The sequence below is a fragment of the Mesorhizobium sp. BR1-1-16 genome, assembly GCF_020165495.1.
Classification (GTDB): domain Bacteria; phylum Pseudomonadota; class Alphaproteobacteria; order Rhizobiales; family Kaistiaceae; genus Kaistia.
In genome coordinates this window covers 500,969-521,408 of record NZ_JAIUIE010000002.1, presented here as the reverse complement: position 1 = coordinate 521,408, position 20,440 = coordinate 500,969, and the positions used below count along the sequence as shown (strand labels likewise).

Below are 20,440 nucleotides of genomic sequence, written 5' to 3'. Positions count from 1 at the left end.
CCTCAGGCGTCGGTACTGCCGGGTGCAAGGCGAACCCGCATGGTGAAACGGTCGCCGCGATAAACGGACTGGACGAATTCGACCGGCCGCCCGTCTGCCGAAAGGCTGAGCCGGGTCAGCCTCAAAACGGGCGCCCCGGTCTCCACTTGCAAGATCGCAGCGTCAGATTCCGTTGCGGCACTCGCCTCGAAGCTTTGTTCGGCCTCGACAGGAAGGATGCCGTAGCGCCGTCGCAAGGTCGCGTAGAGTGACTCCGCCGCGAAATCGGCGGCCTCGATCAGGCCGGGCGCGAGGCTCTCTGGAATATGCGCCGCCTCGAGCGCGACCGGCACGCTGTCAGCCTGACGCAGGCGCAGCAGATGAAACACCGCTGACCCTTCGGCGACCGCCAGCCGCGCGGCAACCTCTCCGCTCGCCGGAACCATGCGGGCGGCGAGAACGATGCTTGATGACCGGCGGCCTGAGCGGCGCATGTCCTCGGAGAAGCTCGTCAGCGTCTGCAGGCGCTGGTCGATGCGGCTTACCGAGACGAAATAACCCTTCGCCTCGATGCTGGAAACGAGGCCTTGGTCGACGAGGGCTTTCAGCGCGCCGCGCGCCGTCATGCGGCTAACCCCGAATTCCGCGCTGAGTTCGCGCTCGGACGGCATGCGCCCGCCGACCTCGAGCTCACCTGAGCGGATCGCGGCGACGAGCGCGTCGGCGATGCGCCGGTATTGCGGAAGAGACGAAGACACGCGTGCTTCCTCATCTGGTATAGACCAATACAGTTGGTATATACCAGCGTTGAAGGGCTGCGCAAGGGACCCTGCCCGACCTTGCCGGCTTTTTGGCCATGGCGCGGAACGACGGCGGCAGTCCCCCGTTGGAGGGGCGTGGATTATCGGGGGCCTACACGCTCAACAAATGAGACGGAGGCCGAAATGGGCTTGTTTTCCAAAGACATCAAGACGCTGAACGATCTCTTCGTGCACCAGCTTCAGGACATCTACTACGCTGAAAACCAGATCCTGAAGGCGCTGCCGAAAATGATCGACAAGGCGACCTCGCCGGACCTCAAGGCCGGGTTCGAGGCGCACCTCACCGAAACCGAAGGTCACGTTCAGCGGCTGGAACAGGTGTTCCGCCAGCATGGCGTCGAGATCAAGGGCGTCGACTGCCCGGCCATCGACGGCATCATCAAGGAAGCCGACGAGGTCGCCGGAGAGGTGGATGACAAGGAGGTGCTGGACGCGGCCCTTGTCGCCTCGGCACAGGCTGTCGAGCATTATGAAATGACCAAATATGGCACGCTCATCGCCTGGGCCCGCCAGCTTGGCCGCGAGGATTGCGCGGCGCTGCTCCGCCAGAATCTCGATGAAGAGAAGGCGGCGGACAAGAAGCTGACTGCCATCGCCGAAAGCAAGGTCAACCTGCGCGCAGCCAGCTGATCGCGACTTTCGTCAAGGAGAAGCAATCATGCCCCGTGGCGACAAGTCCAAATACACGGACAAGCAGGAGCGCAAGGCCGACCAGATAGCCGAGGGCTATGAGGAGCGCGGCGTCTCGGAGAAAGAAGCCGAACGCCGGGCTTGGGCGACGGTCAACAAGGATGACGGCGGCGGCAAGGAGCCAGGCGGCTCCGGTCGCGGCAAGAGCACCAGCCACCCGGCGTCGCATCGCGGTGGCGAAAAGGGCGGAGAAGCTTCGGCTTCACGCTCTGCAGCCGATCGATCGGCCTCGGCCAAGAAGGCCGCGGCGACACGGAAGCGAAACGCAGAGCACCGCGCCGCCCATTAGTCAGCAAAGCCGCGGACGTCGCCTTACCCGGTGGCGTCCGCGACTTCGGTCGCAATCATTCGTGTGGCCATTGCTATCGTGGCCGCATGTTCGAACAGCGCCAGCAATGTCGCGAAGAAGACCGCCATCTCGTTTTCCAGCACGGTCTTCGGTCCGCGGCCGGGCGAGGCCTTTTCAAGCGCCAGCAATCCCGCCAGTTCCGCATCCCGGAGCACGCCGCGTGCGTGAGCGCGCGAGACCCCGAACCGGCCGGCAAGGCCGGAGATGGACGGTGCTTCGTCTTTTTGAAGCGTTGCACCGGTCACAACGAACAGCATCACCAGCGCGGCATCCCGCTCGGCAAGCGCCGTGAGGCGGGGGGTGTTCTGAAGGACACGGAAGCCGGAACGGAACGCCCGCCCCATCGTGACGGCGATGGAGGTGCGAACTGCACGATCATCCAGCGCAGCAAGAGCCTCGGCCCCGATGGGTCTCAGAACCGCCAATGCCTGCAGCAGCGATCGCCACCGCTGAAGAACGACCTTCCAGAGCTTTTCGGTCGGCACGAGCGGCCTCTGACGCCGATCCTCGCAAGGGGGCCCGTCCTCCAGATAGCCTCCCCAACGCAGCAACGCGATCGTCGCCTTCGCGCGTCCGGCGCTCGCATATTTGCCGACACCCGCAAATTCGATCAGCCGGGCCGTCGTCAGGCCACGTCCCGCGGCATCGGGTTCGGCATCGAGATAGAGCGAACCGAGCGCGAACAGGACACGGCCGCGGTCGTTCATCATCCGATTGAGGATCGGGTTGCCCGCGAAATGCTGAATGATTCCCTCGGCCGCGATCATCATGGCGCGATCGAACGCGGGATGCGCCTGCAGCGCGGCAACGGCAGCCAGAGACGGCCCGAGCAGTTGCGGCGGCTCGGCCAAAGTCACTTCTGCTCTCAACGTACTGGTCATCCGCGGCCCCGCTCCATCGGCATCACATAAGTGCAGCCAAAAATTGACATTGGGAAGGACCGGGCGCTCCGGCAAGAAGTCGATTATTCATTCCAAGGAGAGCGTCGTGAACCGATTCGTTCGTAACTGCTTGTTCGCATTTCTTACAGCGATGGTGGGTGTGGCGCCAGCTTTGGTGCCGCAGCAGGCTTCGGCTGTCGTCTACTGCAAGGCGGTCGGCGTGCCGAAAGGCTGTGTCGCGGCGCCTTCCGCCGCTGCGGTCCGCTGCACGCGGCCTGGCTATCCGGTCGGTTGCTTTGCCGGCGCCGGTGCACCGGGTGTCGGCGTCACGCGCGGCGTCGGCGTTGGCGCGCCGGGCGTCGGCGTGCAGCCCATGAACCGCGGCGGCCCGGTCAATCGGATCGGCGTCCGCTGAAATCTTGGAGGAGGGTAAACCAATGATGAAGACCGTATTCACCGCCGTACTGTTCATTGCCTGCGGCACCGGGGCGGCGCTCGCCGACCAGGCGGCGGCCGATGCCTGCGCCGGTTCGCTGAATACCGAAGCGAAGGCAATCTATGCCGCCGCAGTCGGCAGCGTCGGCAGCACCGATTTGAAATCGCTGCTCACCGAGAAGACCAAGAGCCTCGTGATGGCTGGAACCGTATCCCGCGGCACCGCGCGCGATTCGGCGATGGCAGCAGGTCACTGCCTGGAAATGGCGCAGTAGAGCCCCGCACAACACGAACGACAGCGGCGGTGTTTCTCATCGCCGCTGATTTCGGGAAAGGCGATCCCCCTGCGACGGCCCCCGCGCAAGCGGCAGCCTCGCTGTGAACGACCCTTGCGTGCTGGAATGGCTTCACCAGTTTGAGTTAGCCATTCACGGTCAACGCATCGCTGTGTACTGCCCACGCTCCATGGGCATGCGGCGGCGTTCCGGGGAGAAATGCCATGTCCCTCGCTGCAGCCATCGACGGTCCCGACCGTCTCGACGCCGGTGCCTTCAAGCACGCGATGCGCCATCTCGCCGGCGCCGTCAGCGTCATCACGACGGGCGCTGGCGACGAGCGCACCGGCTTCACGGCAACGTCGGTATCCTCGCTCTCGGCGGACAGCCCTTCGCTGATCGTTTCGCTCAACCGATCGTCTTCGTCCTGGCCGGTACTGCGGCGCACGGGACGCTTCGCCGTCAACATTCTCGCCGAAGACCAGCAGGAGATCGCCGAGGCCTTTGCCGGCCGGGGCGGCCTGAAGGGCGCCGACCGCTACAATGGCGCGCAATGGATCAGCTTTTCGAGCGGCAGCCTTGGCGTTGCGGGCGCGCTGGTCGCGCTCGACTGCGTCCTCGAAGACGCGATCGAACGTCACTCGCATTCAATCCTGATCGGAGCGGTGCGTGAGGTCGTGCTGACCGCCGAGGCGCAGCCGCTCCTTTATTGGCATGGCGCCTATCGCAGGATTTCCAACCTGACCGGCGAGGACTGACGCGCGCGGGCGCTCAGGGCGCGGGTGCAGCGATGCGGATCGCGATATGGCGCGTGACGCTGCCCGATGGCGGCACCACGACCATGCCCGGCATGTCGGCCATCTCGCCATCGAACCCGGCCGGTGCCGCGTGGCCCTGCCACGGCTCCAGGCAGAGGAACGGTGCGCCCGGCTTGGTCCAGATGCCGAGATAAGGAAGATCGGGGAAATCGACGCGAATGCCATCCGAGCCCGGCGCGCCGAACCAGAGCGACTGGCTCTTGAGATCGTCGAAGATGATCGCGTCCTCGAGGAAGAGCGAGGGATCGAGCGGCAGGACCTTGCCTTCGACCGGCGTTGGATATCCCGCCGCATCGACGCCGCCATTCTTCAGCCGGCGGATATCGGCGCGCTCCTCGCGTTCGAAGATGACGACATGCCCGGTCTGCGGGGCGCTGGCGCCCGGAAGCGGCCACTGGAAACCCGGATGAAAGCCAACCGACGCCGGCATCGGCGTGGCGCCATGGTTGCGGACAGTCACGGTCTGGTAGAGCGTCGTTCCGGCGAGTTCGAAGCGGATATCGAGCTCGAAATCGAACGGATAGTGGCGGCGCGTCTCGACATCGGCGATCAGCCGAAGGCCGGCGCGTTCCGGGCCTGACGACAGAACCTCGAATTCGCAGTCGCGCGCGAAGCCGTGCTGGCCAATCGGGAAATTGCTGCCGTCGATGCGGATCTGGTCATTGGCGGCGCGGCCGACGATCGGGAACAGGATCGGCGCGTGGCGTCCCCAGAACGTCGGATCCGCCTGCCACAGCCATTCACGACCCTCCGCATCGGCCAAGGACTGCAGTTCGGCGCCCTTGCGCGCGATGACGACCGAGATCGCGCCATTCGAGAGTTTGATCGTATCCATGTCCTGTTCCTGCCCGCACCGCTTCCGGTTGCTTGCAATGCATCATGCCGGCTCGTCAACAGCAAGGCGAGCGACAGCGGCAGCGGCAATCGGCGACAGTCCGGCGCCCCCGCCTTCCGCATGAGCGAGGATGGCGCGGCGCATGCGCGGATCCCAGAACTGCCGCAGATGGGTCGCAACGGCCTCCGGCGCCGCATCCGCGCCCTGCGCGGCGAAGAACAGCGCAATCTGGTTGGCCATGCGGACCAGCTTGTCAGGCGACATGACGCGCGGCTCCCTCGACAAGAATGCGCCGGGCATGCGTGAAAATTTCGAAGCCATCGGCCCGGGCGACGGCAACGAGCGTGATGCTGGCCGCATCGGCCGTTCGGATGGCAAGGTCCGATGGCGCCGAGACGGCGACGATCAGCGGCGCGCCGATCACGGCGGTCTTCTGCACCATCTCCACGGAGACGCGGCTCGTCAGCAGCACGGCGCCATCCGCCGCCCTGATCCCGTCGCGGGCGAGCGCACCGGCCAGCTTGTCGAGCGCGTTGTGGCGGCCGATATCCTCCCGCACCGGTCCAAGCCCACGATCCGGCCGCCAAAAAGCGGCTGCGTGTACCGCATGGGTCGCCGCATTCACGGTCTGCATAGGCGCAAGTCCGGCCATCGCCGTCAGGATGCCGGCCGGCGTGAAGGTCGCTTCGGCCTCGATGCGCGGCAGGGTACGCGTCGCCGCCTCGAGGCTCTCGATGCCGCAAAGGCCACAGCCGACCGGCCCGGCCATCGACCTCCGCCGCGCCGCCAGCCGCTCCTCGCGCGGGACAGCGAGGCGAAGCCGCATCTCGATGCCGAGATCGCTGTCGATCCGCTCGATCGACTCGATTTCCTGGACATCGTCAACGATGCCCTCGGTCAGCGTAAACCCGACGGCGAAATCCTCGAGATCATCGGGACTTGCCATCAGCACGGCGTGGGTCGAGCCGCCATAGGTGATCGCTACCGCGATCTCCACCGGCACGGTGCGCCTCGCCGACTGCAGGACGCCGCGCTGAAAGGCAAGCGTTCCGACAGCATCGCCGGAGGCACCGATCCCGGCCATCCCCTACTCCGCCGCGTCAAGCCGGCCGACAATACGGCGGCTCTCATGCGTATGCGCCTCGTAGTCTTCCTGCCAGGCGCTCGGCCCGTTCGATGGCGACACCTGCACGGCCGTCACCTTGTATTCCGGGCAATTGGTGGCCCAGTCGGAATAGTCCGTCGTGATGACATTCGCCTGCGTCAGCGGATGATGGAAAGTCGTGTAGACGACGCCCGGTGCAACGCGGTCGGTGATCTTCGCCCGCAAGGTCGTCTCGCCGGCGCGGCTTGCGACGCGGACGAAATCGCCATCCTTGAGGCCGCGATTCTCAGCGTCATGCGGATGAATCTCGAGCAGGTCCTCGGCATGCCAGATGACATTCGCGGTGCGCCGCGTCTGCGCGCCGACATTGTACTGCGAGAGGATGCGGCCGGTGGTGAGCAAAAGCGGGAAGCGCGGGCCCGTGCGTTCGTCGGTTGGCACATATTCGGTGATCATGAACTGGCCAAGGCCGCGCGAGAAGCCGCCGATATGCATCACCGGCGTGCCTTCCGGCGCTTTCTCGTTGCAGGGCCACTGCACCGAGCCGAGACGATCGAGCGCCTCATAGGACACGCCGGCGAAGCTCGGCGTCGTCAGGGCGATCTCGTCCATGATCTCGGAGGGATGCGTATAGGTCCAGCCAAGGCCCATGGCGTTGGCGAGGTTCTGCGTTACTTCCCAGTCGGCATAGCCGTTCCTGTCGCCCCCGCCATTTTTGGGGCTCATCACCTTGCGTACGCGGTTGATGCGCCGCTCGGCATTGGTGAAGGTGCCGTCCTTCTCCAGAAAGGTCGAGCCCGGCAGGAAGACATGCGCGTAGTTGGCGGTCTCGTTCAGGAAGAGATCGTGCACGACGACGCATTCCATCGCCGAGAGACCGGACGTGACGTGATGCGTGTCAGGATCGGATTGGACGATGTCCTCGCCCTGCACGTAGAGGCCGAGAAACGAGCCGTCGAGGGCGGCGTCGAACATGTTGGGGATCCGAAGGCCCGGCTCGTTGTCGAGCGGCCGGCCCCAGAGCTTCTCGAAGATGGCGCGCGTCGCGTCGTCGGAGATGTGGCGGTAGCCCGGAAATTCATGCGGGAACGAACCCATGTCGCAGGAGCCCTGCACATTGTTCTGACCGCGCAGCGGGTTCACGCCAACCCCGGGCCGGCCGAGATTGCCGGTCGCCATCGCGAGATTGGCGATCGCCATCACCGTGGTCGAACCCTGGCTGTGCTCGGTGACGCCGAGGCCATAATAGATCGCGCCATTGCCGCCGGTCGCATAAAGACGCGCGGCGGCGCGGATCTCGGCGGCTGGCACGCCTGACACGCGCTCGACCGCTTCCGGGCTGTTGCGTTCTTCGGCGATGAAGCTCGCCCAATGCTCGAAGGCGTCGCGGTCGCAGCGTTCCGTGACGAAGCGCTCGTCGACGAGGCCTTCGGTCACGATCACATGCGCCATCGCATCGAGCACGGCGACATTGGTGCCGGGCCGGAGCGCCAGATGATGCGCGGCCTCGACATGGGGCGAGCGGACGAGATCGATGCGGCGCGGATCGATGACGATCAGCTTGGCGCCTTCGCGGAGACGCTTCTTGAGCCGCGAAGCGAAGACCGGATGGCCGTCGGTCGGGTTGGCGCCGATGACGAGCACGACATCCGAATGCTCGACGCTGTCGAAATCCTGCGTGCCGGCCGAGGTGCCGAACGCCGTCTTGAGGCCATAGCCGGTCGGCGAATGGCAAACGCGGGCGCAGGTGTCGACATTGTTGTTGCCGAAGCCGGCGCGAACCAGCTTCTGCACCAGATAGGTTTCCTCATTGGTGCAGCGCGACGAGGTGATGCCGCCGATCGAATCCTTGCCATGCGCCGCCTGGATGGCGCGAAACTTGGTCGCGACGGTCGAAAGCGCTTCGTCCCAGGAGACCTCGCGCCAGGGATCGGTGATCTTCTCGCGCACCATCGGGTTCAGGATGCGGTCGCGATGATTGGCATAGCCCCAGGCGAAGCGACCCTTGACGCAGGAATGGCCGTGATTGGCCTTGCCGTCCTTCCACGGCTCCATGCGCACCAGCTCCTCGCCGCGCATTTCCGCCTTGAACGAGCAGCCGACGCCGCAATAGGCGCAGGTCGTGACCACGGAATGCTCGGGCGTGCCCTTCTCGATGACGCTCTTCTCGATCAGCGTCGCCGTCGGGCAGGCCGAGACGCAGGCGCCGCAGGACACGCATTCGGAGCCGAGGAAGCTCTCATGCTGGCCCGGCGAAACGCGGCTTTCGAAGCCACGGCCCTCGATCGTCAGCGCGAAGGTGCCCTGCACCTCCTCGCAGGCCCGCACGCAGCGCGAGCAGACGATGCATTTCGCGGGATCATAATCGAAATAGGGGTTCGACTGGTCCTTGGCCTGAAACAGCGGATTGCCGCTCTTCGCGACATGATTGGCGCCGGGCTCGTAGCGGACGTCCCGCAGGCCAACCGCGCCGGCCTGGTCCTGCAATTCGCAGTCGCCATTCGCCGCGCAGGTGAGGCAATCAAGCGGATGGTCGGAGATATAGAGCTCCATCACGCCGCGTCGCAGCTTGCGCAGCCGGTCGGTCTCGGTGCGCACCACCATGCCATCGGCCACGAGGGTCGTGCAGGAGGCCGGCGTGCCGCGCATGCCGTCGACCTCGACGAGGCAGAGGCGGCAGGAGCCGAAGGCCTCGACGCGATCGGTGGCACAGAGCTTCGGGATCGACGTGCCCATCTCGGCCGCCGCGCGCATCACCGACGTCCCGAGCGGCGCGGTGACCTTCTGGCCGTCGATCGTCAGGCTGACCAGCGTCGTCGAGGTGGAGGCCGGCGTGCCGAAGTCGATCTCGTGGATCATGCCCATGTCGCAATCTCCTTTTCGGCGGAAGCCGCCGGGGCGAGGCCGAAATCAGCGGGATAATGGCGCAGCGCGCTCATCACGGGATAAGGCGTGAAGCCGCCGAGGGCGCAGAGCGAACCGAACTTCATGATATCGCAGAGATCCTCGAGCAGGGCAGCGTTTTTTGCCACCTCGCGGCCGGCGATCATCGCGTCGAGCAATTCGACACCGCGCGTCGAGCCGATGCGGCACGGCGTGCACTTGCCGCAGCTTTCGAGCGCGCAGAATTCCATCGCGAAACGCGCCATGGCGGCCATTTCGACCGTGTCGTCGAAGACCACGATGCCGCCATGGCCGATCAGCCCATCGCGCGCGGCGAAGGATTCATAATCGAATGGCGTATCGAACAGCGATGGCGGGAAATAGGCGCCGAGCGGACCGCCGACCTGCACGGCGCGCACCGGGCGCCCCGTGAGCGTGCCGCCGCCGATGGCCTCGACGAGTTCGCCAAGCGTCACGCCGAACGCCGCCTCGAACAGCCCGCCATGTCGGATATTGCCGGCAAGCTGGATCGGCATCGTGCCCCGCGACCGCCCAAAGCCGATCGCCGCATAGGCTTCCGCGCCCTCGGCAAGGATGAACGGCACCGAGGCGAGCGTCACCAGGTTGTTCACCGCGGTCGGCGCGCCGAAAAGTCCCTTGTGAGCCGGAAGCGGCGGCTTGGCGCGCACCTCGCCCCGCTCACCCTCGATCGATTCGAGCAGCGCGGTCTCCTCGCCGCAGACATAGGCGCCCGCCCCGACGCGCAGTTCGATCTCGAAGGCACGGCCCGAGCCGGCGCAATCCGCTCCCAGCCAGCCAGCCGCCCGCGCGGTGGCGATCGCGGCCTCCATGCGCGCGATGGCATGGGGATATTCGGAGCGGATATAGAGATAGCCGCGTGTCGCGCCCACGGCGAGGCCGGCGATTGCCATGCCCTCGATGACAGCGAACGGGTCGCCCTCCATCAGCATGCGGTCGGCGAAGGTGCCGCTGTCGCCCTCATCCGCATTGGCGACGATGAATTTCCGCGCGCCCGCAGCCTCCAGCACGGTCTTCCATTTGATCCCGGTCGGAAAGCCGGCGCCGCCACGGCCCCGCAGCCCCGAGGCCGTGACCGTCGCGACGATCTCGGCCGGCGGCAGAGCGGCGGCGCGCATCAGGCCAACGCCGCCGCCATGGGCGCGGTAATCCGCGAGCGACGCCGGATCAACGATGCCGCAGCGGGCAAAGGTGAACCGCGTCTGCGCTTTCAGGAACGGGATTTCGGCCGTTGGCCCGAGGAACAGCCGCTCGCCTTTGCCCTCCAGAAGGCCGGCTGCGATGAGGCCCGGCACATCCTCGGCCGCGACGGGACCGAAGGCCACACGGCCGGTTGGCGTCTCGACCTCGACCAGCGGCTCAAGCCAATAAAGACCGCGCGACCCATTGCGCACGATCTCGACAGCCACGCCAGCCGCGGCCGCTGCCCTGGCGATCGCTGCCGCGACGTCATCGGCGCCAACGGCGAGCGCGCCGGCATCGCCGGGGACGAAGATCCGGCGCGCGCTCATGGTGCGAACCCCTCGACGAGGCTTGCCACCTTCGCGCCATCGAGCCGCCCGGCCGGCTTGCCGTCGACCATCGCATTCGGCGCCGTGGCGCAGAGGCCGAGGCAATAGACCGGCTCCAGCGTCACCGCGCCATCCGGCGAGGTCTCGCCGAGCCGAATGCCGAGCGCCTGTTCGAGGCTCTGGACCACCTGATCGGACCCCATCGACTTGCAGGCTTCGGCGCGGCAGACGCGGACGAGATGGCGGCCGGCCGGCTTGTCGCGAAAGTCATGATAAAACGTCACGATGCCGTGGATTTCAGCGCGCGAGCGGTTAAGGGCCGCAGCGATGACGGGAACGGATTCGGCCGGAACATAACCAAACGCTTCCTGAACGGCATGCAAGATCGGCAGCGTCGCGCCTTCAACACCCTGAAAACGCTCGATGATTGCCGCAATGCGGCCCGCGCGATCCTCCATCCTCCCACCCGATCCTTTTCTTCTTTCGACAGGCTCCAGACTTGCCTCTTCCGTCGCCGGGATCAAGCCGTGCAAGACGCGACGACGCGCCGCCGCCTTTGCAGTCGCCCTTCCGCTTCATCCGTGATGATATGGCGGCCTTTCGAAGGATGCGCCCGATGTTGATCCATGACGACCGCCTCTTTCCCGCCGATCCGGATACGAGGCGGATTGCGCGACGACTCTACGGCGAAGTCTGCGATCTGCCGATTGTCTCGCCGCATGGCCACACCGATCCGGCCTGGTATGCGCAGAACGAGCCGTTCCCGGATCCCGCGCGGCTTTTCGTCGTGCCGGATCACTATGTTTTCCGCATGCTCTACAGCCAGGGCGTCAGCCTCGAATCGCTCGGCGTGCCCACTGTGGACGGCAGCGCTGTCGAGACCGATCCGCGCGCCATCTGGCGCCGTTTCGCCGAAAACTATCATCTTTTTCGCGGTACGCCGACGCGGATGTGGCTCGATCATGCCTTCGCGACGCTGTTCGACATCGAGGAGCGCCTTTCGGCCGCGACCGCCGACGCGACCTATGAACGGATCGCTGAGAGGCTCGCACAGCCCGACTACCGGCCGCGCGCTCTGTTCGAGCGCTTCAACATCGAAGTGATCGCGACCACGGAAAGCCCGCTTGACGATCTGCGCCATCACGAGGCGATCGCCGCTTCGGGCTGGTCAGGCCGCGTCGTCACAGCCTATCGGCCCGATCCGGTCGTCGACCCTGATTTCCACGGCTTTCGCGATAATCTCGCGGCCTTCGGCGCGCTGACCGGCTGCGATGTCTCGACCTTCGCTGGCTATCTCGACGCCCATCGCGCCCGCCGCGCCTTCTTCAAGGCGCATGGCGCCACCTCGACCGATCACGGCCACCCGACCGCCGCGACGGCGGACCTCTCCCCGGTCGAGGCTGAGGCGCTTTATCACCGGGTCCACGCCGGCCCCGTCAGCGCGGCCGACGCCGAACTCTTCCGCGCGCAGATGCTGACCGAGATGGCGGCGATGAGCCTCGATGACGGGCTGGTCATGCAGATCCATCCAGGTTCGTTCCGCAATCACAATCCGCAGCTTTTCGCGCGGTTTGGACGCGACAAGGGCGCCGATATCCCGACCGCGACGGATTATGTGCATGCGCTGAAGCCGCTGCTCGACAGGTTTGGCAATGAGACGTCGCTCAGCATCATCCTGTTCACGCTGGACGAGACGGCCTATTCGCGTGAGCTTGCCCCGCTCGCCGGCCACTACCCGGCCCTTCGGCTCGGGCCGGCCTGGTGGTTCTACGATTCGCCCGAGGGCATGCGGCGCTACCGGGAACTCGTCACCGAGACGGCCGGCTTCTACAACACGGTCGGCTTCAACGACGACACGCGCGCCTTCTGCTCGATCCCGGCACGCCACGACGTCGCCCGACGCGTCGACTGCGCCTATCTCGCCGAGTTGGTCGCGACGCATCGCCTTGACGAGGACGAAGCCGCCGAATTGGCGCGCGACCTCGCCTATGGCCTCGCCAAGAAAGCCTATCGCCTCTAGATTCGAACCGTGACCTTCGACCGCCGCAATGCCTGTCCAAGCCTCGCCGTGCCGATGCGCACCGGCGACGGCTTTCTGGCGCGGCTGCCGCCGCTTGCCGAGGCTTTGACGCCGTCGCAACTGATGGCCATCGCCGTTGCCGCCAGAACGCATGGCAATGGCCACGTTGAAATCTCGAAGCGCGGCAATGTGCAGATCCGCGGCCTTGCCTCGGCGGACGCCTCCGGGCCTTCCGCCGATCTTGCCGAAGCCGGGCTCATGCTTTCCGAGGGGATGCCGATCAGCAGCGATCCACTGGCCTCGCTTTATGCCGATGCGCCCGATCCAGCTCCTGTGATCGCCGCCCTTCATGCGGCCCTTGCGGAAAGCGGCATGGCTGCGCGGATCGCGCCGAAGGTGGCGCTTGTGCTCGATCTCGGCGGGCCGACCGCCCCGGCGGGCGTTGCAGCCGATCTTCGGCTCGCATACCGGGCGGATGGCGTGCATCTCGGTCTCGGCGGTACGCATGAGAGCGCGCTCTGGATCGGCACAATTGCGCGGGAGGACGTGGTTGCGGCCGTACTCGCGGTGCTCAGCGCTCTTTCGGAACATGGGACGGCAGCACGGTTCGCAGGGTCCGGTGCCCTCCGCGACGTCAGCGCCATCCTCGCGGCGGTGCCGATGTTGAAGCCGGTCGGCGCTCCTGCCGCGCCGGCATCGCGACCACCCGTCGGGCCGATCGATGGCCTGGCGCAGCCGGCGGCCGGCATCGCCTTCCCGTTTGGTCAGGCCGAGGCGGAGGCATTGACAGAACTCGCAGAGACCGCCCTTGAAGCGGGCGTGACTGCCTTCGCGCCGGCGCCGGAGCGCGCGCTGCTCTTCGCTGGCCCCGCCACGGCTGTGATCGCGACGCAGGCGCATGCCGCGTCGCTCGGCTTCATCACCGAGGCAGACGATCCGCGCCGCTTTCTCTCGGCCTGCATCGGCAGCGCCGGCTGCGCGTCCGGCCATTTTCCGGCGCGCGCGCTGGCCGCCGCCTCTGCGCCCGCGCTCGCACCCCTGCTTGACGGGTCGATTGAGATCCATTTTGCCGGCTGCGGCAAGGGCTGCGCCCATCCCGATCCAGCCGCCTTCACCCTTTCCGGTATCGACAAGGGCGCCGCACTTGTGCTTGACGGACGGGCGCGCGACGAAGCGATCGGATTCGCTTCGCCGGAAAAACTGGTCGAAGGGCTTCGCCGCCTCGGCGCGGCGCGCGCGGAGCGCGAAACGGCGCGCGCGGCGATCGCGCGGATCGGACGAGCTGGCATCGTCAGCGCGACGATCAAAGAGGGTTCGACGGGGCATGGCGGAGAGCCAGGATCATCCGACGGTGAGCGACTATCTGCGTGACGGCAACGCGATCTATGAGCGCTCCTTCGCGATCATTCGCGCCGAAGCGGACCTGTCGCGATTTTCGTCGGCCGAAGCGCATGTCGCCGTCCGCATGATCCATGCCTCGGGCTTCGTGCCGCTTGGCGACGTCATCCGTTTCGGCCATGGCTTCGCGGATGTCGCCCGCGCGGCGCTTTCGGCTGGTGCGCCGATCTTCTGCGACAGTGAAATGGTCGAGCGCGGCGTGACGCGGGCAAGGCTCCCAGCCGGCAATGACGTCGTCTGCACGCTGCGCGACCCCCGCACGGCGGCCGAAGCCGAGCGGCTCGGGACCACGCGCTCGGCGGCAGCGATCTCCTTTTGGGGCGACCGCCTCGCCGGCAGCCTGGTCGTGATCGGCAATGCGCCGACGGCGCTGTTCCATCTGCTCGACGCCGTCGCAGCCGGCGCGCCACGACCGGCGGCGATCATCGGCGCTCCCGTCGGCTTTGTCGGCGCGGCGGAATCGAAGGATGCGCTGGCCGAAAGCGCGCTCGCCATTCCCTATGTGATCGTCCGGGGCCGGCTCGGCGGCAGCGCCATCGCGGCAGCCGCGGTCAATGCGCTGGCGAGCGACCGGCTATGAGCAGCGCCCCGACACGCCCGGCCGGCCGGCTCTACGGCGTCGGCGTCGGCCCCGGCGATCCGGAATTGCTGACCCTGAAGGCCGCGCGGATCATCGATGCGGTCGATGTCATCGCCTATTTCGCCAAGGAGGGGCGCGCATCGAATGCTCGCGCCGTGGTCGAAGGCCGGCTCGGCCGCCAGCGGGAACTCGCGCTCGCCTATCCTGTGACGACCGAAATCCATCGCCATGACCCCGCCTATCGCAGCGCGATCGCGGCCTTCTACGAGGAAGCGGCGATGCGGGTTGCCGCAGCCCTCGATGAAGGGCGCGATGTCGCCGTGCTCTCCGAGGGCGATCCGCTGTTCTACGGCTCCTATATGCATCTGCATTGCCGGCTTTCGTCGCGCTATGAGACCGAGGTCATTCCGGGCGTCACCGGCATGTCGGGCGGCTGGTCCGGCGCGGGCGCCCCGATCGCGCAGGGCGACGACATCCTGATGGTGCTGCCGGGGACGCTGGACGAGGCCGACCTCGCGGCGCGCTTCGCCAGCGCCGATGCCGCTGTCGTCATGAAGCTCGGTCGCAACCTCGCCAAGGTGCGCAGGGCGCTGCAAGCGGCTGGCAAGATCGATGGCGCGCTCTATGTGGAGCGGGCGACGACGGTGCATGCGCGTACCATTCGCCTTGCCGACAAGGCGGACGACGCCGCGCCCTATTTCTCGATCATCCTGGTTCCAGGCTGGGGAGAGAAGCCGTGACGGGCCGTCTCGCCGTGATCGGCCTTGGCCCCGGCGAGGCCCGCCACCGCACGGCGGAAGCCGAGGCAGAGCTTGCCGCCGCTGAAGCGATCTACGGCTATGGGCCCTATGTCGACCGCGTCGCCGACCGGCCGGGCCAGATGAAGATCGCCTCCGACAACCGCGTCGAACTCGACCGCGCCGGCGCCGCCCTCGCGCATGCGGCGCGCGGCGGCCGGGTCGCAATGGTTTCGGGCGGCGATCCCGGTGTCTTCGCCATGGCCTCGGCGGTTTGCGAGGCGATCGAGCGCGGTCCGGCGGAATGGCGCAGCGTCGATCTGGCGGTCGTCCCGGGCGTCACGGCCATGCTGGCGGTCGCCGCCGCCTGCGGCGCGCCGCTCGGCCATGATTTCTGCGCGCTCTCGCTCTCCGACAATCTGAAGCCGTGGAGCCTCGTCGAGACGCGCCTCACCGCCGCTGCCTCGGCCGGCTTCGTCATCGCGCTCTATAATCCGATCTCCCGCGCGCGGCCCTGGCAGCTCGGCGCGGCCTTCGATCGGCTGCGAACCGTTCTCCCCGCCAGCGTGCCGGTGATCTTCGGTCGTGCGGTCGGCAGGCCGGACGAACGGGTCGTCATCGCGACGCTGGGAGAGGCCGACCCGCAAAGCGCCGACATGGCGACGCTGATCATCGTCGGCTCGACTGAAACGCGCATCATCGCGCGGCCCGATCTGCCGCCGCTGGTCTATGCGCCGCGTTCGGCGGGAGGGGCGTGATGATCGAGAAAGTCGAGCACCGCATCGACTGTGCCGACCTCCGACAGGCCGCTCGCCGGCGGCCGATCGACCATCAGCACGGGGATGCCGAGCGCTCGTGCGGCATCGAGCTTTGCCCGCGTCGCATCGCCGCCGCTGTTCTTGGTCACGAGGACGTCGATCCGGTGCCGGCTGAGAAGCGCGATTTCGTCCTCGATGGTGAACGGCCCCCGCTCCAGCAGGAATTCGGCGTTGGGAAGCCTGAGCGGCGGCTCGATCGGCTCGATACTGCGGAACCAGTAACTGTGGTGCGGCGCGGCGGCGAAGGCATGCGCCTCCTGCCGGCCGATCGTGACCAGCAGCCGGCGCGGCGTTTCGCCGAGCCTCTCGACCAGGCTTTCGAGCGAGGGGAAAAGCCGCCAGTCATCGCCGGCACCGGGCGTCCACGGCGGGCGAAGCAGCCTCACGGCCGGAATGCCGGCATCGCGCGCCGCCAGCGTCGCGTTTTCCGCGATGCGCGCCGCGAAGGGATGTGTCGCGACGACGAGCGCGTCAATCCGCTCAGCCTTCAGATAGGCCGTGAGACCGGCCACACCGCCGAAGCCACCGACGCGGACCGGCACCGCCTGCGCCAGCGGCGAAACCGTGCGGCCGGCAAGGGACAGGACGGCGCTATAATTGGGCAACGCCGCGATGCGCGCGGCGAGCGCCCGCGCTTCCGTCGTTCCGCCGAGAATGAGCAGTCTGGTTGCCATCGCCTGTCCGGGAGGTCCCTCGCGTGAGTGCCGACCCTGCCCCGGCGGAGCGGTGGCTGTCCATCGTCGGTATCGGCGAGGATGGACACGACGGGCTTTCTCCCCGCGCCGCTCGCGCCATCTCTAGTGCGCGCTTCGTCTTCGGCGGCAAGCGACATCTGGCGCTCGCCCGTGACCTCATTGCCGGCGAGGCGATCGCCTGGCCGACGCCTTTTTCAATCGCCCCCATGCTGGAGCGGCGCGGCCTGCCCTCAGTCGTGCTCGCCTCGGGCGATCCATTTTGCTACGGCGTCGGCAATGTCATCGCCAAGGCGCTCGCGCCGGAGGAATATCGGTCGCTGCCAGCGCCCTCGGCCTTCAGCCTTGCCGCAAGCCGGCTCGGCTGGGCGTTGGCTGACGTCACGACGCTGTCGCTGCATGGACGGCCGCTGGCGCTGATCCGCCCGCATCTTCTGCCCGGCAACCGTCTCCTGGTGCTCACCTCTGACGAGGCGGCCCCCGCATCCATTGCAGAGCTTCTTGCAAACAGCGGCTTCAGTGCGACGCGTATCACCGTGCTGGAGGCGCTGGGCGGCCCGGATGAGCGCATCAGGCAGGCCACGGCCGGGGCGTTCAACCTTGATGGCATCCATCCGCTCAACCTGCTGGCGATCGAGCCGCGGGCGGCGACGAACGCGCGTCTCCTCCAGCTGAGCGCCGGGCTCGACGATACCCTCTTCGAAAACGACGGCCAGATTACCAAGCGCGAGATCCGCGCCCTGACGCTCTCCGCGCTCGCGCCCCGGCCGGGACAGCGGCTGTGGGACATCGGCGCTGGCTCCGGTTCGATCGGTATCGAATGGATGCTGGCAGACCGGTCGCTTGGCGCCATCGCCATCGAGCCGCGCGCCGATCGCGCCGAGCGCATCCGCCGCAATGCCGAGGCCTTCGGCGTGCCCGGCCTTGCTGTGGTCGAGGGAAGCGCCCCGGAAGCGCTTGCCGGACTGTCCGTGCCCGACGCGATCTTCATTGGCGGCGGCGCCTCGCGGCCCGGCGTCCTCGACACGGCCATGGCCGCTTTGGCATCCGCTGGCCGGCTGGTCATCAACGCGGTGACGCTCGAGACGGAGCGGCTTGTGCTCGCCGCCCATGCCGAGCACGGCGGATCGCTGATCCGCATCGCCATCGACCGCGCGCTGCCGCTTGCGGGCATGACAGCCTGGGAACCGGCCCGCCCGATCACGCAATGGACATGGGTGAAGCCATGATCGTCGCCGGGATCGGCTGCCGGAAGGGCGCGCCGCAGGAGGACATTCTGGCGGCGATCGCCCACGCCTTGGAAGCGGCGACGCTGACACCCGGCCAGCTCGACCTCATCGCGACGGCAGCGGAAAAGGGCGGCGAGGACGGCATCGCCGCCGCCGCCGCGGCATTCGGATGTCCGCTCGTGCTGGTGCCGGCGCGCGAACTGCAGATCGCGGGCGAAAAGGCCATCACCCGCTCCGAGCGGGTTGTGGCGTTGTTCGCGGTGCCCTCGGTGGCCGAAGCGGCGGCGCTCGCGGCGGCCGGCGACGGCGCCCGGCTGATCGCGCCGCGCCGCGTTGCGGGCATGGCGACCTGCGCCATCGCGGCCAGCGGCGACGATTCGGAGGGCGCTTTATGACCGTGCATTTCATCGGCGCCGGGCCGGGCGCCGCCGACCTCATCACCTTGCGGGGCCGAGACCTGATCGCGCGCTGCCCCGTTTGCCTTTATGCCGGCTCGATCGTGCCAGCGGCGCTGCTCGATTTCTGCCCGCCGGGCGCGCGCAAGGTAAATACCGCGCCGCTCGATCTCGACGCGATCGAAGCTGAATATGTCGCCGCGCACGAAGCCGGGCTTGACGTCGCACGGCTGCATTCCGGCGATCTCTCGATCTATTCGGCTGTGGCCGAACAGACCCGCCGGCTGGAGAAGCGCGGCATTCCCTATACGCTGACGCCCGGCGTTCCGGCCTTTGCGGCGGCGGCCGCCGCGCTTGGACGCGAGCTGACCGTGCCCGGCATCGCACAAAGCGTCGTGCTCACCCGCGTCTCCGGCCGAGCCTCCGCCATGCCGGAGCGGGAGACGCTTGCCGCGTTCGCCGCAACGGGAACGACGCTCGTCCTGCATCTCGCCATTCAGGCCCTGCCGCGCGTCGTCGGCGAATTGCTGCCATTCTATGGGGCCGAGGGCGCGGTTGCGGTCGTCTTCCGCGCGAGCTGGCCCGACGAGACCATCATCCGCGCAACCCTTGGAACGATTGAGGCGGCCCTTGACGGCACAGGAATCGATCGCACCGCGACGATCCTTGTCGGACCGGCCCTCGCGGCGGAAGGATTTGCGGACAGCGCCCTCTACAGCCCCGATTATGTCCGCCGCTATCGCGGCGGCGTCGAGGACTGACGCCCCGGGGGCTTTATCCCGCCCGGCCGACCAGACGTCCCTGACGGTCGAACACGACCACATCAAGCTGGATCGGGGCGCCCGCGACAGCCTTGGCGGCGGTTGTCAAAGCGGCCTCGGCGATTGCCTTGCCGAGATCGACGCCCTCGCCGGTTGCCAGCGTGAAGGCCTCGGCCGCGACATTGGCTGTCTTGATGCGATCCGCCAGCGCCGTGCTGCCGCCCACGTTGACGGCAAGCTGCGCGAGGTGGTCAAGATCGACGCTGCCGCGCTTCGAGTGCAGGTCGAGCAGCCCCTGGCCGAGCTTCGCCATCTTGCCGATGCCGCCGGCGATGGTGACGCGATCGACCGGATGGGCCTTCAGGTATTTGAGCATGCCGCCGACGAAATCGCCCATTTCGAGCAGTGCCGGATCGGGCAGTTCGTAGAGCGCCTTGACGGCCGCTTCCGAGGTCGAGCCGGTCGAGCCGGCGACATGGGCAAGGCCTGTCGCGCGGGCGACGTCGATGCCGCGATGGATCGAGTGAATCCACGCCGAGCAGGAAAAGGGAATGACGATGCCCGTCGTGCCGAGCACCGAAAGCCCGCCGATGATGCCGAGACGACCATTCAGCGTTCGCTCGGCCAGCTTTTCCCCGCCGGGGATCGCGATCTCGACTTCAAGATCGAGTGCCCCATCAGAGACCTCCGCCAGCGCCGCCGAGATCATCGCGCGCGGCACCGGATTGATCGCCGGCTCGCCCGGCGGGAGAGCGAGGCCAGGCCGCGTCACGGTACCAACGCCGGCGCCCGCCTTGAAGCGCAGTCCGCTTCCTGCCGGCAGCGCGCGGATCGTGGCGATCACCAAGGCGCCATGCGTAACGTCGGGGTCATCGCCCGCATCCTTGACAATGCCGGCGCTGGCCCTGTCGTCCTCAAGGCGCGTTTCGGCCAAGCTGAAACCCGCTCGGCCACCACGCGGCAGCGGAATTTCGACTGGATCGGGAAACTCTCCGGTCAGGAGCGCCGCATAGGCAGCCTTGGCAGCGGCTGCGGCGCAACTGCCCGTCGTCCAGCCGCGTCTCAGCGGCCCGGCGGGAATGCCGTCTTGATCCGGTGCGCCAACGGGGTGTTGATTATCCGACACAGCGCCATCTATACCGCCGCTAACCGCGTCCGTCACGAAAGTCGGCCATGCTTCCGCTCATCG

Annotated in this window: 23 protein-coding genes; 13 read left to right on the top strand and 10 right to left on the bottom strand. The window is 67.3% G+C overall.

Annotation, left to right across the window (positions count from 1 at the left end; all coding sequences use genetic code 11):
* Positions 1 to 2: 2 nt before the first annotated feature.
* Positions 3 to 737 carry a GntR family transcriptional regulator gene (locus LB518_RS08280; RefSeq protein WP_224575570.1) on the bottom strand — a complete coding sequence of 245 codons (735 nt, stop codon included), beginning with the start codon at positions 735 to 737 and terminating at the stop codon, positions 3 to 5.
* A gap of 186 nt (positions 738 to 923) precedes the next feature.
* Here LB518_RS08280 and LB518_RS08275 point away from each other — a divergent pair, with 186 nt between their 5' ends.
* Entirely contained in the window at positions 924 to 1,430 is a 507-nt protein-coding gene (locus LB518_RS08275; protein WP_224575567.1) for a YciE/YciF ferroxidase family protein, read from the top strand.
* Positions 1,431 to 1,458: 28 nt separating this feature from the next.
* Complete coding sequence (locus LB518_RS08270; RefSeq protein ID WP_224575566.1) at positions 1,459 to 1,779, top strand: plasmid stabilization protein; 321 nt, start codon at positions 1,459 to 1,461, stop codon at positions 1,777 to 1,779.
* 23 nt (positions 1,780 to 1,802) lie between these two features.
* On the opposite strand, the gene LB518_RS08265 is transcribed toward LB518_RS08270, so the two are convergent.
* Complete coding sequence (locus tag LB518_RS08265) at positions 1,803 to 2,720, bottom strand: hypothetical protein (RefSeq protein ID WP_224575564.1); 918 nt, start codon at positions 2,718 to 2,720, stop codon at positions 1,803 to 1,805.
* A 106-nt stretch (positions 2,721 to 2,826) separates the two neighbouring features.
* Here LB518_RS08265 and LB518_RS08260 point away from each other — a divergent pair, with 106 nt between their 5' ends.
* The 3 genes from LB518_RS08260 (at position 2,827) to LB518_RS08250 (ending at position 4,188) form a co-directional block, all read left to right on the top strand.
* Entirely contained in the window at positions 2,827 to 3,135 is a 309-nt protein-coding gene (locus LB518_RS08260) for a hypothetical protein (RefSeq protein ID WP_502845804.1), read from the top strand.
* 22 nt (positions 3,136 to 3,157) lie between these two features.
* On the top strand, positions 3,158 to 3,430 hold the full coding sequence (locus tag LB518_RS08255) for a hypothetical protein (RefSeq protein WP_224575562.1): 273 nt from the start codon (positions 3,158 to 3,160) through the stop codon (positions 3,428 to 3,430).
* Between the two features lie 224 nt (positions 3,431 to 3,654).
* Positions 3,655 to 4,188, top strand: a complete 534-nt coding sequence (locus LB518_RS08250; protein WP_224575560.1) for a flavin reductase family protein — start codon at positions 3,655 to 3,657, stop codon at positions 4,186 to 4,188.
* A 13-nt stretch (positions 4,189 to 4,201) separates the two neighbouring features.
* Here the strand turns inward: LB518_RS08250 and LB518_RS08245 are convergent, their stop codons facing one another.
* The 6 genes from LB518_RS08245 to LB518_RS08220 are packed head-to-tail and all read right to left on the bottom strand — an operon-like array spanning position 4,202 to position 11,079.
* The gene (locus LB518_RS08245) at positions 4,202 to 5,083 is read right to left on the bottom strand and encodes an aldose 1-epimerase family protein (protein ID WP_224575558.1); all 882 of its coding nucleotides are present in this window, start codon (positions 5,081 to 5,083) and stop codon (positions 4,202 to 4,204) included.
* 42 nt (positions 5,084 to 5,125) lie between these two features.
* Positions 5,126 to 5,347, bottom strand: a complete 222-nt coding sequence (locus LB518_RS08240) for a formate dehydrogenase subunit delta (protein WP_224575556.1) — start codon at positions 5,345 to 5,347, stop codon at positions 5,126 to 5,128.
* Positions 5,337 to 6,167, bottom strand: a complete 831-nt coding sequence (gene fdhD, locus LB518_RS08235; protein WP_224575553.1) for a formate dehydrogenase accessory sulfurtransferase FdhD — start codon at positions 6,165 to 6,167, stop codon at positions 5,337 to 5,339. The genes LB518_RS08240 and fdhD overlap by 11 nt, the downstream gene beginning before the upstream one ends.
* Positions 6,168 to 6,170: 3 nt before the next feature.
* Positions 6,171 to 9,053 (bottom strand): formate dehydrogenase subunit alpha, encoded by a 2,883-nt coding sequence (gene fdhF / locus LB518_RS08230; RefSeq protein ID WP_224575545.1) that lies wholly within the window; start codon positions 9,051 to 9,053, stop codon positions 6,171 to 6,173.
* The gene (locus tag LB518_RS08225; protein WP_224575543.1) at positions 9,044 to 10,621 is read right to left on the bottom strand and encodes an NADH-ubiquinone oxidoreductase-F iron-sulfur binding region domain-containing protein; all 1,578 of its coding nucleotides are present in this window, start codon (positions 10,619 to 10,621) and stop codon (positions 9,044 to 9,046) included. The genes fdhF and LB518_RS08225 overlap by 10 nt, the downstream gene beginning before the upstream one ends.
* Positions 10,618 to 11,079: a formate dehydrogenase subunit gamma gene (locus tag LB518_RS08220; RefSeq protein ID WP_224575541.1), complete on the bottom strand. Its 462-nt coding sequence runs from the start codon at positions 11,077 to 11,079 to the stop codon at positions 10,618 to 10,620. The genes LB518_RS08225 and LB518_RS08220 overlap by 4 nt, the downstream gene beginning before the upstream one ends.
* 158 nt (positions 11,080 to 11,237) lie before the next feature.
* Here LB518_RS08220 and uxaC point away from each other — a divergent pair, with 158 nt between their 5' ends.
* Genes uxaC through LB518_RS08195 form a run of 5 tightly spaced genes read left to right on the top strand, consistent with a single transcriptional unit; the run spans position 11,238 to position 16,114 of the window.
* Positions 11,238 to 12,641, top strand: coding sequence for a glucuronate isomerase (gene uxaC, locus LB518_RS08215; RefSeq protein ID WP_502845803.1), 1,404 nt, complete (start codon positions 11,238 to 11,240; stop codon positions 12,639 to 12,641).
* 9 nt (positions 12,642 to 12,650) lie between these two features.
* The gene (gene cobG / locus LB518_RS08210; RefSeq protein WP_224575526.1) at positions 12,651 to 14,012 is read left to right on the top strand and encodes a precorrin-3B synthase; all 1,362 of its coding nucleotides are present in this window, start codon (positions 12,651 to 12,653) and stop codon (positions 14,010 to 14,012) included.
* A complete protein-coding gene (locus LB518_RS08205) occupies positions 13,966 to 14,619 on the top strand; it encodes a precorrin-8X methylmutase (protein WP_286198608.1) in 654 nt (217 codons plus the stop codon). Before cobG ends, LB518_RS08205 begins: the two co-directional genes overlap by 47 nt.
* Complete coding sequence (locus LB518_RS08200) at positions 14,616 to 15,359, top strand: precorrin-2 C(20)-methyltransferase (RefSeq protein WP_224575522.1); 744 nt, start codon at positions 14,616 to 14,618, stop codon at positions 15,357 to 15,359. The genes LB518_RS08205 and LB518_RS08200 overlap by 4 nt, the downstream gene beginning before the upstream one ends.
* Positions 15,356 to 16,114 carry a precorrin-3B C(17)-methyltransferase gene (locus tag LB518_RS08195; RefSeq protein WP_224575520.1) on the top strand — a complete coding sequence of 253 codons (759 nt, stop codon included), beginning with the start codon at positions 15,356 to 15,358 and terminating at the stop codon, positions 16,112 to 16,114. The genes LB518_RS08200 and LB518_RS08195 overlap by 4 nt, the downstream gene beginning before the upstream one ends.
* On the opposite strand, the gene LB518_RS08190 is transcribed toward LB518_RS08195, so the two are convergent.
* Positions 16,084 to 16,848 (bottom strand): cobalt-precorrin-6A reductase, encoded by a 765-nt coding sequence (locus LB518_RS08190; protein WP_224575518.1) that lies wholly within the window; start codon positions 16,846 to 16,848, stop codon positions 16,084 to 16,086. The genes LB518_RS08195 and LB518_RS08190 overlap by 31 nt on opposite strands.
* A gap of 23 nt (positions 16,849 to 16,871) precedes the next feature.
* Between LB518_RS08190 and cbiE the strand changes: the two genes are divergently transcribed.
* From cbiE to cobM, 3 genes are read left to right on the top strand one after another with little or no spacing between them, the layout of a single operon-like run.
* Entirely contained in the window at positions 16,872 to 18,095 is a 1,224-nt protein-coding gene (gene cbiE / locus LB518_RS08185) for a precorrin-6y C5,15-methyltransferase (decarboxylating) subunit CbiE (protein ID WP_224575516.1), read from the top strand.
* A complete protein-coding gene (locus LB518_RS08180; protein WP_224575514.1) occupies positions 18,092 to 18,490 on the top strand; it encodes a cobalamin biosynthesis protein in 399 nt (132 codons plus the stop codon). The genes cbiE and LB518_RS08180 overlap by 4 nt, the downstream gene beginning before the upstream one ends.
* Positions 18,487 to 19,251, top strand: coding sequence for a precorrin-4 C(11)-methyltransferase (gene cobM, locus LB518_RS08175; RefSeq protein ID WP_224575512.1), 765 nt, complete (start codon positions 18,487 to 18,489; stop codon positions 19,249 to 19,251). Before LB518_RS08180 ends, cobM begins: the two co-directional genes overlap by 4 nt.
* 13 nt (positions 19,252 to 19,264) lie before the next feature.
* On the opposite strand, the gene LB518_RS08170 is transcribed toward cobM, so the two are convergent.
* Positions 19,265 to 20,377 (bottom strand): cobalt-precorrin-5B (C(1))-methyltransferase, encoded by a 1,113-nt coding sequence (locus tag LB518_RS08170; RefSeq protein ID WP_224575510.1) that lies wholly within the window; start codon positions 20,375 to 20,377, stop codon positions 19,265 to 19,267.
* Positions 20,378 to 20,440: the final 63 nt, after the last annotated feature.